Genomic DNA, 15,995 nt, shown 5'->3' on the forward strand with positions numbered 1-15,995 from the left:
CCGCATAAGAAAAAGGGGCGGCTTTCGCCACCCCTTTCCCCGACAGGGAGATGTCGGTCAAATCAGCCGCGCGCAGCCTTGGTCGCATTGGCCCACCACACCAGATCGTCCAGCGAGGCGGTGGCAGCGGGCAGAAGGTTCGCTTCCACATCGGCCATATTGCCCGACCCGCCAAAGCCCGGATGAACCTTGAAGAAATCGCCCATCCCCAGATGCACGGCATTGCGGGTGGGGACCATCTGCAACTCCACCGCGATGTTGCGCAGATGCTCCATCGCGCGGGTGCCGCCCACCGAACCATAGGCCATCGCCGTCATCGGCTTCTTGGCCCATTCCACATAGGCCTGATCCAAAGCGTTCTTCAAAGACCCGGTGATCGACCGATTGTATTCCGCGACGACAAAGATGTAACCGTCGAATTCTGCAATCTTTTTCTGCCATTTCACGGCAGCGGCCGATTGCGACGGGGCCCATGCGTTCGACGCCACTTCGTTGAACAAGGGCAGGTCATAGTCGCGCAGATCGACCAGTTCGACGGTCATATCCGTGCGCGCCTTGGCCTGCGCCAGCATCCACTGCGCCGGGATATCGGCAAAGCGGCTGTCGCGGGTCGATCCAATGATAAGGGCGATTTTCGGGGTGCTCATGGCGTTGATCCGTTCCGTTGAGGAGGGTTGAATTCTGCCCCTCACAGATGGGCTTTTGGGCAGACCCGAACAATTCGGCGCGGACGCAAAACACCTGTGCATCCGCGCACCTTTCGTCCCATTGATCCCTGAAAGACGACGCCTGCCCTTGCCCCTGCCCGCCCCAAGTGCAAATCTGCCCCAAAGGTGCCGCACCCTGCGCACCGCCCTGCGCGTGACCCAATGACCAAACCCACCGACAACCCCGCCGATCCCTTCAAGAAGGCGCTCGCCGAAGCCACCCGCACCATGGCCGATGACCCGGACATGACGGTACAATATTCGGTAGACCCCCCCGGCATGAACCGCGAGGGGGTGCGTCTGCCACAGGTTTCCCGCCGCATGACACGGGATGAGGTGATGCTGGCGCGCGGCACCGCCGATGCCTTCGCGCTGCGCCGCAAGTTCCACGATGACACCGTCGCCGCCCGCTACGCGCCGCAAGGCAATCTTGCGCGCGAGATTTATGAGGCGATGGAAACCGCCCGGTGCGAGGCCGTGGGGGCCCGCGCCATGCCGGGCACGGCGGTCAACATCGATGCCAAGATCGCGCATGAGGCTGAACGCAAAGGATATTCCCAGATCACCAACATGCAGGACGCGCCCCTTTCGGTCGCGGCAGGCTATCTTGTCCGTCACCTTGCAACGGGGCGCGAGATGCCGAAAGGTGCGGGCAACGTGATGGACCTGTGGCGCGGTTTCATCGAAGAACAGGCCGGCGGCACGCTGGAAAACATCGACCATGTGCTAGAGGATCAGGCCGCCTTCGCACGTCTGGCGCGCAAGGTGATCTCTGACCTCGGCTATGGCGATCAGCTGGGCGACGACCCTGATCAAGACGAACCCGACGATCAGGAAGGCGAGGCTGAAGAAGATCAAGACAGCCCCGACAGCGCAGGAGACGAAGAACAGGAAAGCGACGAATCCGAGGCTGCGCCCGAACGCAGCCAAGAGGAACAGCAGGACCAGTCGCAGGCGCAGGTCACGATGGAAGACAGCGCCGATATGGAACAGGGCGATGAGGCGGAATTGCCGGAAGGTGAGGCCCCGCTTGAGCCGCCGCCACCTGCGCCCTATTCTGATGCCGACCCGAACTATACCGTCTATACCACGGATTTCGATGAAGAAATTCGCGCCGAGGAACTCGCCGAACCGGCCGAGTTGGAACGCTTGCGCGCCTATCTTGACCAGCAGTTGGAACCCCTGAAGGGTGCGGTGTCGCGGCTGGCAAACAAGCTGCAGCGCCGCCTTCAGGCGCAGCAGAACCGGTCTTGGCTTTTCGATCTGGAGGAAGGCACGCTGGACGCAGGCCGCCTTGCCCGCGTCGTCGCGAACCCCACCACGCCGCTGTCCTTCAAGCAGGAAAAGGACACCGAATTCCGCGATACCTGTGTGACGCTGCTTCTGGACAATTCCGGGTCGATGCGGGGTCGCCCGATCTCGATCGCCGCGATCTGCGCCGATGTGCTGGCGCGCACGCTGGAACGCTGCTCGGTCAAGGTGGAAATCCTTGGCTTCACCACCCGCGCGTGGAAGGGCGGGCAGTCGCGCGAACGCTGGCTGGCCCAAGGCCGCCCGCAGGGGCCGGGCCGCCTGAACGACCTGCGCCACATCATCTATAAGGGCGCAGATGCCCCATGGCGCCGCGCGCGGCCCAATCTGGGGCTGATGATGAAGGAAGGGCTTCTGAAGGAAAACATCGATGGCGAGGCGCTGGAATGGGCGCATCGCCGGATGATGGCCCGGCCCGAAGCGCGAAAGATCCTTATGGTGATCTCTGACGGGGCGCCGGTCGATGATTCAACTTTGTCCGTCAACCCCGCGAATTTCCTTGAAAAACACCTGCGCGACGTGATCGCGATGGTCGAGCGGCGGCGACAGGTGGAACTGATCGCCATCGGCATCGGCCATGACGTGACGCGCTATTACCAACGCGCGGTCACGATCACGGATGTAGAGCAGTTGGCGGGTGCGATGACAGAACAACTCGCAGGGCTGTTCGAAAGCGATCCGAAGAAACGCGCCAAGGCCGGGATGCGGCGGGCGGGGTAAAGGGCCGGCCAAGAGGGGGGGCTGTCTGCCCCCCTCATGGCCTACGACCAATTCACCCCCGCGGATATTTGACGACAGAACATGAGGGGCGCGATGTTCCAGAATTTCGAAACCTCCGCCGATCCTTCCGCCGGGCCGGGCCGTCTGTCGCGGCTGCGCGATCATCTGCGGGGCGAGGGGCTGGCAGGCTTCATGGTCCCACGGGCCGATGTGCATCAGGGCGAATATGTCGCCGCGCGGGATGAACGTCTTCAATGGCTTACGGGCTTTACCGGATCGGCGGGCTTTGCCATCGTCCTGCCGGACGTGGCCGGGGTCTTCATTGACGGGCGCTATCGGGTGCAGGTGAAGCATCAGGTCGATCTGACGGCCTTCACCCCCGTGCCATGGCCAGAGACCAAGCCCGGCCCGTGGATCGCGGATCATCTGGCCGAGGGCGTGGTGGGGTTCGACCCCTGGCTGCATACGGGGGATGAGGTGACACGTCTTGAAGAGGCGCTGAAGGGAACCAAGGTCACCTTGCGCGCGGTGGAAAACGCCGTCGATGCAATCTGGCCTGACCAGCCCGCAGCGCCCGTGGGCGCAGCCTTTCCGCATCCCGTGACGCTGGCCGGCGAAAGCTCAGAGGCCAAGCGGGTGAGGCTGGCCGAAGGCCTGCGCAAGGCGGGGCAAGAGGCGGCGGTGATCACCCTGCCCGACTCGCTTTGTTGGCTTTTGAACCTGCGGGGGGCGGATGTGCCGCGCAATCCGATCCTGCATGGCTTTGCCATTTTGCGGGCGGATGGGTCCGTGGATGTCTTTACCGCCCCTGCCAAGCTTGGCCCCGCCGCGCGGGCCGCTTTGGATGCGGGCGTGCGACTGCACCCGGTAGAAGCCTTTGAAACCACGTTGCAATCCCTGTCGGGAAAGGTCCGCGTGGACCGCGCAACCGCACCCCTTGCCGTGTCGCGGCTGATTGAGGGTGCGGGAGGGACCGTCGTCTGGGGCGATGACCCCTGCCGCCTGCCCAAAGCGACCAAGAACGCCGCCGAAGTGGCCGGCATGCGCGAGGCGCATCTGCGCGACGGCGCGGCTATGGTCGAATTCCTCTGCTGGTTGGACGATGCCGCACCCAAAGGCGGGCTGACCGAGATTGATGTTGTGACCGCGCTGGAAGCCTATCGCCGGGCGACGAATGTGCTGCATGACATCAGCTTTGACACGATCTGCGGCACAGGGCCGAATGGCGCGATCATGCATTACCGGGTAACGCATGAGACGAACCGCACCGTGGGGAGGGGCGAACTCCTCCTCGTTGACAGCGGTGCGCAATATGCCGATGGCACGACCGATATCACCCGCACCATCGCCGTGGGCGATCCGGGAGAGGAGGCGCGCGCCTGCTATACCCGCGTTTTGCAAGGACTTATCGCCATTTCGCGCGTCCGCTGGCCGCGCGGCATCGCGGGGCGCGATCTGGACGCCTTGGCGCGGTTCAACCTTTGGGTGGCGGGGCAGGATTTCGACCATGGCACGGGGCATGGCGTCGGGGCCTTTCTGTCGGTGCATGAAGGGCCGCAGCGCCTGTCGCGCGTCTCGGAGGTGCCGCTGGAACCGGGGATGATCCTGTCGAACGAACCAGGCTACTATCGCGAAGGGGCCTTCGGCATAAGGCTGGAGAATTTGATCGTCGTGCAAGAGGCACCGCCCTTGGGCGACAAGCGCGATCAGCTTTGCTTTGAAACGCTGACCTTCGCGCCCTTTGACCGGCGCCTGATTCTGGCCGACCGCCTGTCGCCGGATGAACGGGATTGGCTGAACGCCTATCACGCCGAGGTTCAGGCCAAGCTTTCCGCCCGCCTAGGCGACGCAGCGGCGGATTGGCTTAAGGCGGTCTGCGCGCCGCTGTAAGGCGACACACCGCTTGCGACGGCTTGCCATGCGCGCTCTCGTGCCGAGCCGTGAACGCGCGCTTGCCGTAGGGGCAGCCCACGCGCATCATCACCCTTAGGCAAGGGAGGCTGACATGACCGTAACGCTGGAAATCCGGCCCGTTTCGGGCCGCTATATCGTGCGTGCGAGTGGAACCATCATCGGCGAGACAGAGCGGGCCGTGGAATTGGTGGAAGGCGCGCGCCCGCCCGTGATCTATGTCCCGCGCGAGGATGTGGCGATGGCGCTTTTGGACCCGACCGACCGCCATTCCACCTGCCCGCACAAGGGTGAGGCGCGATATTACAGCATCGTCACGCCTGAGGCGCGGCTGGAAAACGCCGTCTGGTCTTATGAAAGCCCAGTCGCGGGTGCAGAGGCCATCGCGGGCCATCTGGCCTTCTACCCCGACAAAGTGCGGGTGGAGCCGCGCTAGGCCGCCGCCGCCACCGCCCGGATCCGTTCGACCATAGCGCGCAGCCCGTTTGATCGTTGGGAAGACAGATGTTCATTCAACCCAAGCCGCGCCAGTTCGGCAGGGGCATTCACCTTCACGACCTCGGCCACGGGCAGGCCCGCATAGAGGGCATGCAGAACGGCGATCAGGCCCTTCACGATCATTGCATCGCTATCGCCCTGAAAATCAAAACGCCCCTCGGCGATGATCGGCTGCAACCACACTTGACTGGCGCAGCCCTGCACCTTGGTCGCTGGCACCTTGAAGGCCTCATCCATCGGCGGCAGGGCCTTGCCCAATTCGATCACATGGCGATAGCGGTCTTCCCAATCGTCAAGGAAGTCGAAGGTTTCGGCGATCTCTTCAAAGGCGGGGGTGGCCATCACGCTCTCCGATGTTCTGGCCATGACCTAGGGCCTTGCAGCGAAAAGGTCCACCCCATGCGGCGGGGTGCTTTTCAAAGCCTGCGCCATGGGCTACCCAAGGGACAACAGACGGGGGACCGAATGAAACGCAGGGTGGTTCTGGCTTTGGGCGCGGCTTTCGTGGTGACGGGCTGCGGTGCGGTGCGTGACTCGCGGCTCAATCCTTTCAACTGGTTCGGGGGCGCGCGCCGTCGCGAACGGGTGCAACAGACCGCCGAAGTGGCGCGTGATCAGCGCTTGCTTGTAGCGGATGTCACCTCGCTGTCGGTCGATGCCTATTCCAGCGGGGCCATTGTCCGCGCCACGGGCATTCCGCCCAGCCAAGGCTGGTGGGATGCCGAACTCGTGGCCCGCCCCATCGATGAAAACGGGGTACTGGTCTACGACTTCCGCGTCTTCCCACCAATCATCGACACCCCCACCGGCACGCCGCGTTCGCGTGAGATTACGGTCGGCGTGTCCATCTCGGCTGTTCGCCTTGATCAGGTGCGGGAGATTGTGGTTCAGGGCGCGAACAACGCCCTTTCCTCGCGCCGCTAACCGCCCAACCGCACGACCCGCACTTCGCTGCCCTTGGCCGAAAGCGCGATCTCGCCGCGACACAGGCGCATCGCGTCATCGCCAAAGGCTTCGGCGCGCCAACCTTTCAGCGCTTCGATGTTCCGCTCGCCCGCCGCGATGGCGTCCAGATCAGAGGCCGAGGCGATCAGCTTTGGCGCCACGCCAAGCTGTTCGGATTTCGCCTTCAAGAGAACCCGCAGCAGATCGGCCAGCGCCGGGTTCACCTGCAACTGTTCGCGCGAAAGGTCAGGCTTGGGCAGCTCGTCGGGCCGCGTCTCCATCCCGGCGCGGATCGCGGCAAGGATGCCTTCGGCAATCTCGGGCTTGCGCCCTTCGCGCAAAAGAAGGCGCGACCGACCCAATTCCTCCATCGACGTGGGGCGGGTCGAGGCCAGTTCCAAAAGCGCGTCATCCTTCATCACGCGCGACCGCGGCACATTCTGACGCTGGGCGTAATCTTCGCGGAACCGGGCCAATTCCTTGACGATGGCCAAAAACCGCCCCGACGTGGTGCGTGTCTTGACCCGCAGCCATGCCTCTTCGGGATGCACGGTATAGGTGGCCGGATCGGTGAGGATCGCCAACTCTTCCTCAACCCAATTCGTGCGGCCGTTCTTTTCCAATTGGCCCGCAAGCCATTCATAGATCACCCGCAGATGGGTGACATCGGCCAGCGCATATTCCTGCTGCGCCGTCGAAAGGGGCCGCCGCGACCAATCGGTAAAGCGCGAGGTCTTGTCGAGGTTCTGCTTGGCGATCTTTTTCACCAGCGTCTCATAGCCCACCTGTTCGCCAAACCCGCAAACCATCGCGGCGATCTGCGTATCGAACAGCGGGTCGGGGAACACTTTGCCTTCGACGAAAAAGATTTCCAGATCCTGCCGCGCGGCGTGAAAGACCTTCACTGTGGCCTTGTGACGGAGCAGGTCATAAAGCGGCTCGAGGCTCATCTCATCGCCCTCGATCGGGTCGACGAGGACAGCATCTCCGTCCTTGCCGGGCAGCGCCATCTGGATGAGGCAAAGTTTCGACCAATAGGTCCGTTCCCGCAGGAATTCGGTATCGATCGTCACATAGGGTTCGGACTTAGCGGCTTCGCAAAAGGCAGCGAGGTCTTCGGTCGTGGTAATCGTGCGCATCTCGCGATCCGTTCTGCCAAGGGGGCACGGGGTCATCCCGCAACCCCGCTATAGGCAAGGGCGCGGCAAATGGAAAGACGTGACGGACAGCCCGGCATGATCCGGCCAAGGTTGCGGCTGTCACAGATAGATCGGCGTCCGGTTCCCGGCGGCAAAGCGGCGCAGGACCGCAGGGTAAAGCCGATGCTCCTGTTCCAGAACCCGTGTGGCAAGGCTGTCGGCGGTATCGCCGGGCATGACAGGCACCCGCGCCTGCCCAAGGATCGGGCCATCGTCAAGGACGGGTGTCACCTCATGCACGGTGCAGCCTGCCTCCTGATCCCCCGCCTCCAGCGCGCGCTGATGCGTGTGCAGACCGGGATAAAGCGGCAAAAGCGACGGGTGGATGTTCAGCATCCGCCCCGCGAAGGCCTGCACGAAGGCAGGGGTCAGAACGCGCATGAAGCCCGCCAGACAGATCAGATCGGCCCCACATTCAAGGATCGGCTGCATCAACGCGGCCTCAAAGGCGGCCCGGTCCTTGCCGAAGGGGCGATGATCGACCGCCACCGTCGCCACGCCTGCGGCTGCGGCCTTCACCAAGCCTCCGGCCGATGGATCGTTCGACGCCACAAGAACGGGCTGCGCGGGATGGTCCCCCTGCCCCATGTCGCGCAACAGCGCCATCATGTTCGACCCGCCACCGGAAATCAGGATGGCGACGCGGCGTGTCACAGAAGGCGGCCCTTGTAGATGACCCCCTGCCCTTCCACCACTTGGCCCAGCGCAACCACCGTCTCGCCCACCTCGCGCAGCAGGGCTGCGATGCCTTCGGCCCGGTCGGGGGCCACAACCAGCATCATGCCGATCCCGCAGTTAAAGGTCTTAAGAAGCTCTGCCTCGGCCATATTCGCCGTCGTTGCGAGCCACCGGAAAACAGGCGGCAATTCCCATGCCGAAAGGTCGATCTCGCAGGCCATGCCCTCGGGCAAGATGCGCGGCGGATTCTCGGTCAGTCCGCCGCCGGTGATATGGGCCAGACCATGCACGCCGCCGGCGCGGATCGCAGCCAAGGCCTGCTTGACATAAAGCCGCGTGGGCGCCAGCAGCGCCGCGCCAAGGCTGCCTTCGGCAAAAGGCGCGGGCGCGTCCCACGTAAGGCCCGACAGTTCCACCACCTTGCGGACAAAGCTGTAGCCGTTCGAATGAACCCCGTTCGAGGCAAGGCCCAGCAGCACATCCCCCACCGCAACACCCGCGGGCAGATCCTGCCCTCGCTCCATCGCGCCCACGGCAAAGCCCGCAAGGTCGAAATCGCCCTTGTGATACATCCCCGGCATTTCTGCCGTCTCGCCACCAATCAAAGCACAGCCCGAAGCCGCGCAGCCTTCCGCGATGCCTTCGATGATGCGGGCGGCCTGATCCACCTCCAGCTTGCCGGTCGCGAAATAGTCCAGAAACAGCAGGGGTTCCGCACCCTGGCAGACAAGATCATTCACGCACATGGCGACAAGATCGATGCCGATCGTATCGACATTTCCGGTATCGATCGCGATGCGCAGCTTGGTGCCGACCCCATCGGTCGCAGCCACAAGGATCGGATCGTTGTAGCCTGCAGCCTTCAGATCGAACAGCGCTCCAAACCCGCCAAGACCCGACATGGTGCCGGGGCGAGTGGTGCGCTTTGCCGCTGGCTTGATCCGTTCGACCAGCGCATTGCCCGCGTCGATATCCACACCCGCCTGCGCATAGGTAAGGCCGTTCGTCATCGCACCGCTCCGCCGCTGTCCCGCTTTGCGGCGCGGCATATACCACCCCCGCCCGCGCCGCAACGCCGGAAGGCATGGCTTGATGCGGATCAAGGTAGCAAGCCGCGCGCGATGCTATCCAAACCCCGGAACGCGCTGATCGGAGGACCCGCCATGCCGCGACTTTTCATGCTGCTCTTTGCCCTGATCGGGCCATCCTTGGCCGGGGTTGGCATCATCGCCGTCCTGACCATGGGTCTTGTCACCCTCAAACCCATCCTCGCGGCGGCAGCGCTTGGCATGGCCTTTGGCGTGCCCGTCGCGTGGGCGGTGATGCGCCGCCTGACCTTGGGCGAAACAGTCTGAAACGATCAGGTCACAGCCCCCGCCACGGACGAAACCTGCACTTGACCGGGGCGGGGGGAAGGCTTACCCCCTTGCCCATGGGGCTGTAGCTCAATGGTTAGAGCCGGGCGCTCATAACGCCTTGGTTGGGGGTTCGAGTCCCTCCGGCCCTACATCACCTCCCGCCGCCTCTTCAGCGATCCAGTTCCGAAAGGCTTCTATCGCCGGAAAGGACGGGGTCTCTTTTGGCCAAACCAACCAATAGTTGCCCGCGCTGGGCACAGGGCCACCCCAGACAGGGACCAGCCTTTCCTTGTCCAGATCTTCCACAACCAAAAAGCGCGGCAGAAGCGCCACTCCTAGACCATGGATGGCCGCCTGTTGCATGGTGGCGAATTGGTCAAAGACCATGCCGACCGGGCGCTGCCCTGGCAGGCCTTGCGCAGCAAACCAACGCCCCCAGTCGCCCTTGCGCCCTTCGATCTGCAGAAGCGGTAGGTCAAGCAGGTCCGCCGCCCCCGTGATCGGCCCCGTCACAAAATCGGGCGAAGCCACCGCCACCACTTCCTCGCGCATCAAAAGCAGATGCTCGGCATCCGGCCAATCGGCCCGCCCGTAATGGATCGCCGCGTCAAATCCTTCGGCCCGCAGGTCGAAAGGCCGCAAGCGCGTGCTGAAGGTGAGTGAGATGTCGGGATGCGACTGGCGAAAGTCGCGCAGGCGCGGGGCCAGCCAATGCATGCCAAAGGCTGGCAGCAGGGCAATCGACAGCACACGGCCGCCCCCGCCCGACCGCAGCCGCAGCCCTGCCTGCCCAAGCAGGTCCAGCGCGCGCCGCGCCTGTTCCACATAGTCCCGTGCCGCTGGGGTGGGCTGCAACCTTTGCCGATCCCGGATCAGCAGCGTTACGCCCAATTGCGCCTCCACCTCGCGCAGGGCGCGGCTGATCGCGCCCGGCGTCAGGTTCAATTCCCGCGCGGCGGCGGTGGTGGTACCCAGCCTCTCCACCGCCTCTAGCGCCAAAAGGCCGGACAGGGCGGGAAGCTGCCGTCGCGCCGGGATCATGTGAGCAAACCTCAAAATGTTACGATTATCTTTCGCTATTATTGCACAAACAACCAAGGCATAGAAGCCGCAACCCGCCATAGCGCGACTCGCGCCCGACTGACACACTGGACCGCAGCACCGGAGGAAATGACATGAGCCTCGACGCCCCCAAACTCAAAGCCAAGGACGCCCCCGATCTGGCCCGTTTCGACTGGGAAGACCCCTTCCGCCTGAACGACCAGTTGACGGAAGAGGAACGCATGCTGCGCGATGCGGCCCGCGCCTATGCGCAGGAAAAGCTGCAACCCCGCGTGACCGCCGCCTATCGCGAGGAAACCACCGACCCGTCGATCTTCCGCGAAATGGGCGAAATGGGCCTTTTGGGCGTGACCATCCCCGAAGAATATGGCGGGCTGGGCGCATCCTACGTCGCCTATGGCCTTGTCGCGCGCGAGGTGGAGCGGGTGGATAGCGGTTACCGTTCCATGATGTCGGTGCAAAGCTCGCTCGTTATGTATCCGATCTACGCCTACGGGACCGAGGCGCAGCGGACGAAGTATCTGCCCAAACTGGCCGCGGGTGAATGGATCGGCTGCTTTGGCCTGACCGAGCCTGATGCCGGGTCCGATCCGGCCGGGATGAAGACCGTCGCGAAGAAGACCGCGAATGGCTATGTGCTGAATGGCGCGAAAATGTGGATTTCCAACGCCCCTATCGCCGATGTCTTCGTCGTCTGGGCGAAATCCGAGGCGCATGGCGGCAAGATCAAGGGTTTCGTGCTGGAAAAAGGCATGAAGGGCCTGTCCGCGCCGAAGGTTGGCGGCAAACTGAGCTTGCGCGCCTCTATCACGGGCGAAATCGTGATGAAGGATGTGGAAGTCGGCGAAGACGCGCTTCTGCCGAATGTAGAGGGGCTGAAGGGCCCGTTCGGCTGCCTCAACCGCGCGCGCTATGGCATTTCTTGGGGCGTCATGGGTGCGGCCGAATTCTGCATGCATGCCGCCCGCCAATACGGCCTTGATCGCAAGCAGTTCGGCAAGCCGATTGCTGGCACACAGCTCTATCAGCTCAAACTCGCCAATATGATGACCGAGATTTCTTTGGGTCTTCAGGCCAGCCTCCGCGTGGGCCGCCTGATGGATGAGGCGAATGCCGCGCCAGAGATGATCTCGATCATCAAACGCAACAATTGCGGCAAGGCGCTGGAGGCCGCCCGTTGGGCGCGCGACATGCACGGTGGCAATGGCATTCAGGAAGATTTCCAGATCATGCGCCATATGGTGAACCTTGAAACGGTCAACACCTATGAGGGCACGCATGACATCCATGCCCTGATCCTTGGCCGTGCAATCACGGGCGTGCAGGCCTTCTTCTGACATTTCGCCGAGGCGGGAAAACTCTTCTGGAAGAGTTTTCCCGACGCCCTTTCGCAAAACTCTTCGAGAAGAGTTTTGCGGTGATATGGCCGAAAATTCTTTGCAAAGAATTTTCGGCCGTTTCTGGCGCAAAATTCCTAACCAGCCCGGTCATTTTCGGGGATGACAGGCCAGTTTTGCCCGCTACGCTCTTGCGCATGACACATGCGACGCTGCCCCCCGAACTCGACTCCTATCTTTCCGCACATCCCGGCACCCGCTTTCTGGATGCGGTGATGTTCGACCTTTGCGGCACTGCCATCGGCAAGCGATACCCTATCCGCGATGCGGCGAAGGTCTGGACTTCGGGCGTGGCCTTCTGCGCCGGGATCACCACGCTGGATTCACTTGGCGCCTGCTGGGATGTCGAAGGGATCGGCTTTTCGGATGGCGACCCCGACGCCACCTCTTACCCCATTCCCGGCACGCTGGCCCCGGTGCCTTGGATGCAGGATACTGCCCAAATCCTGATCGCGCCTGCCCCGCCCGAAGGGGTGGCGCAATGGTGGTTCGATCCGCGCAGCATCCTTGCCAATGTCGTCACCCGTTTCGCCGATCTGGGCCTGACCCCGGTCACAGCTTGCGAGTTGGAATTCTACCTTGTGGACCCTGCACGGGATACCGCAGGCCGCATCTCGCCTGCCCGCCCTGCAAGATCAGGCCGGGCGCCCGAGGCGCCACGCGTGCTGGCCTTTGACAAGCTGGATGAATGGGCCGCGATATTGGGCGAGATTGACGCCGCCTGCATAGCCCAAGGCGTGCCCGCAGGGGCCGCGACCGCAGAATACGGTGGCGCGCAGTTTGAGGTGAACCTTGGCCACCTGCCGGATCCCGTCCGCGCCGCCGATCACGCGCTGATGCTGCGGCGGATCGTCAAGGGCGTGGCAGGTCGCCACGGGTTGGACGCCACTTTCATGTCAAAACCCTTTGCCGAACAATCCGGGTCTGGCCTACATATTCATCTCAGCCTGCTGGATGCCAAGGGACGCAACATTTTTGACGACCGCGCGCCTGATGGCGATACCCAGCTTGGGCATGCCATCGCAGGGCTGCAAGCCACCACCTATGACGCCATGGCAATCTTTGCGCCCAATCTGAACGCCTATCGCCGCTTCGCGCCCAACCAATTCGTCCCCGTCAACACCTCTTGGGGCACGAATAACCGCTCTGTCAGCTTCCGCATCCCCGCAGGGGGCGGGGCCGCGCGGCGGATCGAACACCGTATCGCGGGGGCAGAAGCGAACCCCTATCTGGTCATGGCCGCCGTCCTTGCAGGCATCCATCACGGCCTTGCCAACCGCCTTGCCCCCACGCCCCCTTCAACTGGAAATGCGGGGGAGGAGGCGGACCCTGCAATGCCCCTAAAACTCTGGACTGCGCTGGATCGGCTGGAGACCTCGGCCCTGATGGCCGATTACCTTGGCACCCGCTACCCCGCCGCCTATGCCACGATCAAGCGGGCGGAGTTCGAGGCCTTCATGGCCGATGTCCTACCCCGCGAATATGACTGGTATCTCTGAGGTGATGCGATGACCGCCCCTGCCCGCATCGGTGACGTTTCCTTCTGGTATGCCGATATCGGCCTGCCCCAGACACGCCGCCCTCCCCTGCCGGGGGATACTATGGCAGATGTCTGCATCATCGGCGCGGGCTATACCGGGCTTTGGTCGGCCTATTATCTGAAGAAGGCCGATCCCGGCCTGAAGATCGTGATCTGCGAAAAGAATTTCGCAGGTTTCGGTGCCTCGGGCCGCAATGGCGGCTGGCTGACGGGGGGCTTTGCTTGGAACCATGACCGCTATCTGGCCACGTCGGATGAGGCGGGCGTCCGCGCCATGGTGCAGGCGATGAACGGCACGGTGGATGAAATCATCCGCGTGGCCGATGCCGAAGGGATCGACGCAGATATCCGGCGCACGGATGAGTTGATGGTCGCCACCACGCCCGCACAGCTTGCCCGGTGTGAGGCGGAGACCGCCCATCGCCGCCACTGGGGCGAAGATCGCGTCCATATGATCGGCGCGGGCCAGACCGCCAGCCGCGTGAACATCCCCGGCGTTCTTGGCGCGATGGTGGTGGGGGGCGTGGCGCGCATCCAGCCCGCCAAACTGGTGCGCGGCTTGGCGCAGGTGGTCGAAGCGATGGGCGTGACCATCCACGAAGAGACCGAAGTCACAGGCCTTGCCCCCGGCCGCGTCACCACCGCGCGGGGCAGTGTTACCGCCCATACGATTCTGCGCTGCACCGAAGGCTTCACCGCCACCCTGCCGGGGCTGCGGCGGGAATGGCTGCCGCTAAACTCGGCCCAGATCGCGACCGAGCCGCTTCCGCCCGAGGTTTGGGCGCAGATCGGCTGGTCGGGGCATGAAATCCTTGGCGATTTCGCCAATGCCTATTGCTATTGCCAGCGCACGCGCGAGGGGCGCATCACCGTGGGCGCGCGGGGGGTGCCCTATCGCTTTGGTTCGGCAATTGACAATTCCGGCATTCCCGATCCTGAAACCATCCGCCGCCTCACCGATATCCTGCACCGCCATTTTCCCGCCGCCCGGCCGTTCCGCATAGATCACGCATGGTGCGGTGTGATCGGCGTGCCGCGCGATTGGTGCGCGACGGCGGGGATTGATCCCGTCACCCGCATCGGCTGGGCGGGGGGATATGTCGGGGTGGGTGTCTCTACCTCCAACCTGTCGGGGCGGACGCTCGCGGACCTGACGCTGGACCGTCAGACCAACCTGACGCGCTTGCCATGGGTCAATCGCCGGGTACGGAAATGGGAACCGGAACCGCTGCGTTGGTTGGGTGTGCATGGGATGTATGGGCTTTACGGCATGGCCGACCGGCGCGAGGCCGCACGGCAGGGGCCGCCCTCACGGCTGGCCAAGTTCGGCAATTGGCTGACGGGGCGGTGATGGCCTCCGCACTGGTCTTCGATCTGGATGGCACGCTGGTCGATAGCGCACCCGATATCCATGCCGGTGTCGCGCATCTCTTGGCCGAGGAAGGTCTGCCCACCCTGTCTTTCGAAACCATCCGGGGTTTCATCGGGGGCGGCGTGCCCATCTTGATCACACGTGTCATGCGGGCCTTGGACCTTCCCGATGATCCGCAGCGCCATGCCGATCTCTGCGCCCGATTTATCCAGCGCTATGAACATGATCCGGGCGGTCTGACGCAGCCCTATCCGGGGGTGGCGGCGGCTCTGGATATGCTTGACCTGCCCTTGGCCCTTTGCACCAACAAACCCGAAGGCCCAACCCGCGCGCTTCTGGCGCAGCTTGGCTGGACCCATCGCTTTCCGGTGATCGTGGGGGGGGATACGCTGCCCATGCGAAAACCCGATCCGGCCCCGCTGCACCTTGCCATCGAACGGCTGGGGGCTGGACCGATCCTTTTTGTCGGCGACAGCGAGGTGGATGCCGAAACCGCCGCGCGGGCGCAGGTGCCGCTTCTTCTGTTCACACAGGGCTATCGCAGCACACCCCTAGACCGCCTGCCGCATCACGCGGCCTTCGATCATTGGGATGCCTTCGCGGCACTGGTCGACGGGTTCACCCCAAGGTGACGCGCAGCCCATCGGGGCCAAGACGCACACCCGGCCCCGCCGCCGCACCGATCAGGCGGAGCCCGCGCCAAAGTCCCTCATCCGCAAAGGGCGAAGGTCGCCCCCGCAAGGCGGGCGGTTCGTAAAGCTCTACCATTCCGTCGCCTGCCGAAAGGAAGCGGACCTTCGTAACCCCGTCTGCCCTCTCCAGATCGACCGCGGCGACCGGGGCCAGCCCCAGCGCAAGGAAGAACCCCTCAGTCGCCGCGATATCCGTGCAGGGGATGCCCAGATGGTCATGCCCCGGCAGATCGGCTCGGGTCTGTCCCCCAAGCTTTGCGCAGAACTCGATCCGCGCGCCTTCAGGGCCTTGCAGAAAGACATAGCGCACGCCCGCCTGCCAGAATTCGGCAATCTCGCAAGGGCCATCGGGCGTCGTCGACTCAAGCCGGGCACCCTGCGCCAATGCCGCCGCCAAGGCCTGATCCACATCCCGTACGGCCAAGGCCAGATGATCAATCACGCCATGCGCAGGTGCCGTGCCCTGAACCAAGGCAAGTACCTGATCGCCCAGATGAAGCAGGTCCCCTTCCCCACGGGAAAAACCGAAGACCTCCACAAGCATATGCGCAGCGGCGGCCCTGTCACGGACGGCGAGTTCAGGAACGATCCGCACGGCTGTCTTT

At 63.7% G+C, this 15,995-nt stretch carries 16 protein-coding genes and 1 tRNA gene; 10 read left to right on the plus strand and 7 right to left on the minus strand.

Features of this window, described 5'->3' with window-relative positions:
* Positions 1 to 62: 62 nt before the first annotated feature.
* The gene (locus tag QF092_RS05535) at positions 63 to 647 is read right to left on the minus strand and encodes an NADPH-dependent FMN reductase (RefSeq protein ID WP_281468404.1); all 585 of its coding nucleotides are present in this window, start codon (positions 645 to 647) and stop codon (positions 63 to 65) included.
* Positions 648 to 869: 222 nt separating this feature from the next.
* Here QF092_RS05535 and cobT point away from each other — a divergent pair, with 222 nt between their 5' ends.
* The 3 genes from cobT to QF092_RS05550 all read left to right on the plus strand — a co-directional run bounded on the left by cobT (position 870) and on the right by QF092_RS05550 (position 5,085).
* Complete coding sequence (gene cobT, locus QF092_RS05540; RefSeq protein WP_281468406.1) at positions 870 to 2,738, plus strand: cobaltochelatase subunit CobT; 1,869 nt, start codon at positions 870 to 872, stop codon at positions 2,736 to 2,738.
* Positions 2,739 to 2,831: 93 nt separating this feature from the next.
* Positions 2,832 to 4,628: an aminopeptidase P family protein gene (locus QF092_RS05545; RefSeq protein WP_281468408.1), complete on the plus strand. Its 1,797-nt coding sequence runs from the start codon at positions 2,832 to 2,834 to the stop codon at positions 4,626 to 4,628.
* 115 nt (positions 4,629 to 4,743) lie between these two features.
* Positions 4,744 to 5,085, plus strand: coding sequence for a DUF427 domain-containing protein (locus QF092_RS05550; RefSeq protein ID WP_281468410.1), 342 nt, complete (start codon positions 4,744 to 4,746; stop codon positions 5,083 to 5,085).
* On the opposite strand, the gene QF092_RS05555 is transcribed toward QF092_RS05550, so the two are convergent.
* Positions 5,082 to 5,489: a SufE family protein gene (locus tag QF092_RS05555; RefSeq protein ID WP_281469782.1), complete on the minus strand. Its 408-nt coding sequence runs from the start codon at positions 5,487 to 5,489 to the stop codon at positions 5,082 to 5,084. The genes QF092_RS05550 and QF092_RS05555 overlap by 4 nt on opposite strands.
* Before the next feature lie 123 nt (positions 5,490 to 5,612).
* Between QF092_RS05555 and QF092_RS05560 the strand changes: the two genes are divergently transcribed.
* Positions 5,613 to 6,071, plus strand: a complete 459-nt coding sequence (locus tag QF092_RS05560; RefSeq protein ID WP_281468412.1) for a hypothetical protein — start codon at positions 5,613 to 5,615, stop codon at positions 6,069 to 6,071.
* Here QF092_RS05560 and rnd read toward each other — a convergent pair.
* The 3 genes from rnd to purM all read right to left on the minus strand — a co-directional run bounded on the left by rnd (position 6,068) and on the right by purM (position 8,979).
* Positions 6,068 to 7,231 carry a ribonuclease D gene (rnd, locus tag QF092_RS05565; RefSeq protein ID WP_281468414.1) on the minus strand — a complete coding sequence of 388 codons (1,164 nt, stop codon included), beginning with the start codon at positions 7,229 to 7,231 and terminating at the stop codon, positions 6,068 to 6,070. The genes QF092_RS05560 and rnd overlap by 4 nt on opposite strands.
* Before the next feature lie 120 nt (positions 7,232 to 7,351).
* Entirely contained in the window at positions 7,352 to 7,945 is a 594-nt protein-coding gene (gene purN / locus QF092_RS05570; protein WP_420026501.1) for a phosphoribosylglycinamide formyltransferase, read from the minus strand.
* Positions 7,942 to 8,979, minus strand: coding sequence for a phosphoribosylformylglycinamidine cyclo-ligase (gene purM / locus QF092_RS05575; protein ID WP_281468417.1), 1,038 nt, complete (start codon positions 8,977 to 8,979; stop codon positions 7,942 to 7,944). The genes purN and purM overlap by 4 nt, the downstream gene beginning before the upstream one ends.
* 153 nt (positions 8,980 to 9,132) lie before the next feature.
* Between purM and QF092_RS05580 the strand changes: the two genes are divergently transcribed.
* Both QF092_RS05580 and QF092_RS05585 read left to right on the plus strand, forming a co-directional pair.
* Complete coding sequence (locus QF092_RS05580) at positions 9,133 to 9,324, plus strand: hypothetical protein (RefSeq protein ID WP_281468419.1); 192 nt, start codon at positions 9,133 to 9,135, stop codon at positions 9,322 to 9,324.
* Positions 9,325 to 9,403: 79 nt separating this feature from the next.
* A tRNA-Ile gene (locus tag QF092_RS05585) sits at positions 9,404 to 9,476 on the plus strand.
* On the opposite strand, the gene QF092_RS05590 is transcribed toward QF092_RS05585, so the two are convergent.
* Positions 9,436 to 10,449, minus strand: coding sequence for a LysR substrate-binding domain-containing protein (locus QF092_RS05590; RefSeq protein WP_337250660.1), 1,014 nt, complete (start codon positions 10,447 to 10,449; stop codon positions 9,436 to 9,438). The two genes, QF092_RS05585 and QF092_RS05590, sit on opposite strands and share 41 nt — an antisense overlap.
* Positions 10,450 to 10,502: 53 nt before the next feature.
* Between QF092_RS05590 and QF092_RS05595 the strand changes: the two genes are divergently transcribed.
* The 4 genes from QF092_RS05595 to gph all read left to right on the plus strand — a co-directional run bounded on the left by QF092_RS05595 (position 10,503) and on the right by gph (position 15,330).
* Positions 10,503 to 11,726, plus strand: a complete 1,224-nt coding sequence (locus QF092_RS05595) for an acyl-CoA dehydrogenase (RefSeq protein ID WP_281468421.1) — start codon at positions 10,503 to 10,505, stop codon at positions 11,724 to 11,726.
* Positions 11,727 to 11,923: 197 nt separating this feature from the next.
* Positions 11,924 to 13,285, plus strand: coding sequence for a glutamine synthetase family protein (locus QF092_RS05600; protein WP_281468422.1), 1,362 nt, complete (start codon positions 11,924 to 11,926; stop codon positions 13,283 to 13,285).
* Between the two features lie 9 nt (positions 13,286 to 13,294).
* Positions 13,295 to 14,677, plus strand: a complete 1,383-nt coding sequence (locus QF092_RS05605; protein ID WP_281468424.1) for an NAD(P)/FAD-dependent oxidoreductase — start codon at positions 13,295 to 13,297, stop codon at positions 14,675 to 14,677.
* Positions 14,677 to 15,330 (plus strand): phosphoglycolate phosphatase, encoded by a 654-nt coding sequence (gene gph, locus QF092_RS05610; RefSeq protein WP_281468426.1) that lies wholly within the window; start codon positions 14,677 to 14,679, stop codon positions 15,328 to 15,330. Before QF092_RS05605 ends, gph begins: the two co-directional genes overlap by 1 nt.
* Here the strand turns inward: gph and QF092_RS05615 are convergent.
* Complete coding sequence (locus QF092_RS05615) at positions 15,317 to 15,985, minus strand: VOC family protein (RefSeq protein ID WP_281468428.1); 669 nt, start codon at positions 15,983 to 15,985, stop codon at positions 15,317 to 15,319. The genes gph and QF092_RS05615 overlap by 14 nt on opposite strands.
* Positions 15,986 to 15,995: the final 10 nt, after the last annotated feature.

It is taken from the genome of Fuscovulum ytuae (genome assembly GCF_029953595.1).
GTDB classification, from domain to species: domain Bacteria; phylum Pseudomonadota; class Alphaproteobacteria; order Rhodobacterales; family Rhodobacteraceae; genus Paragemmobacter; species Paragemmobacter ytuae.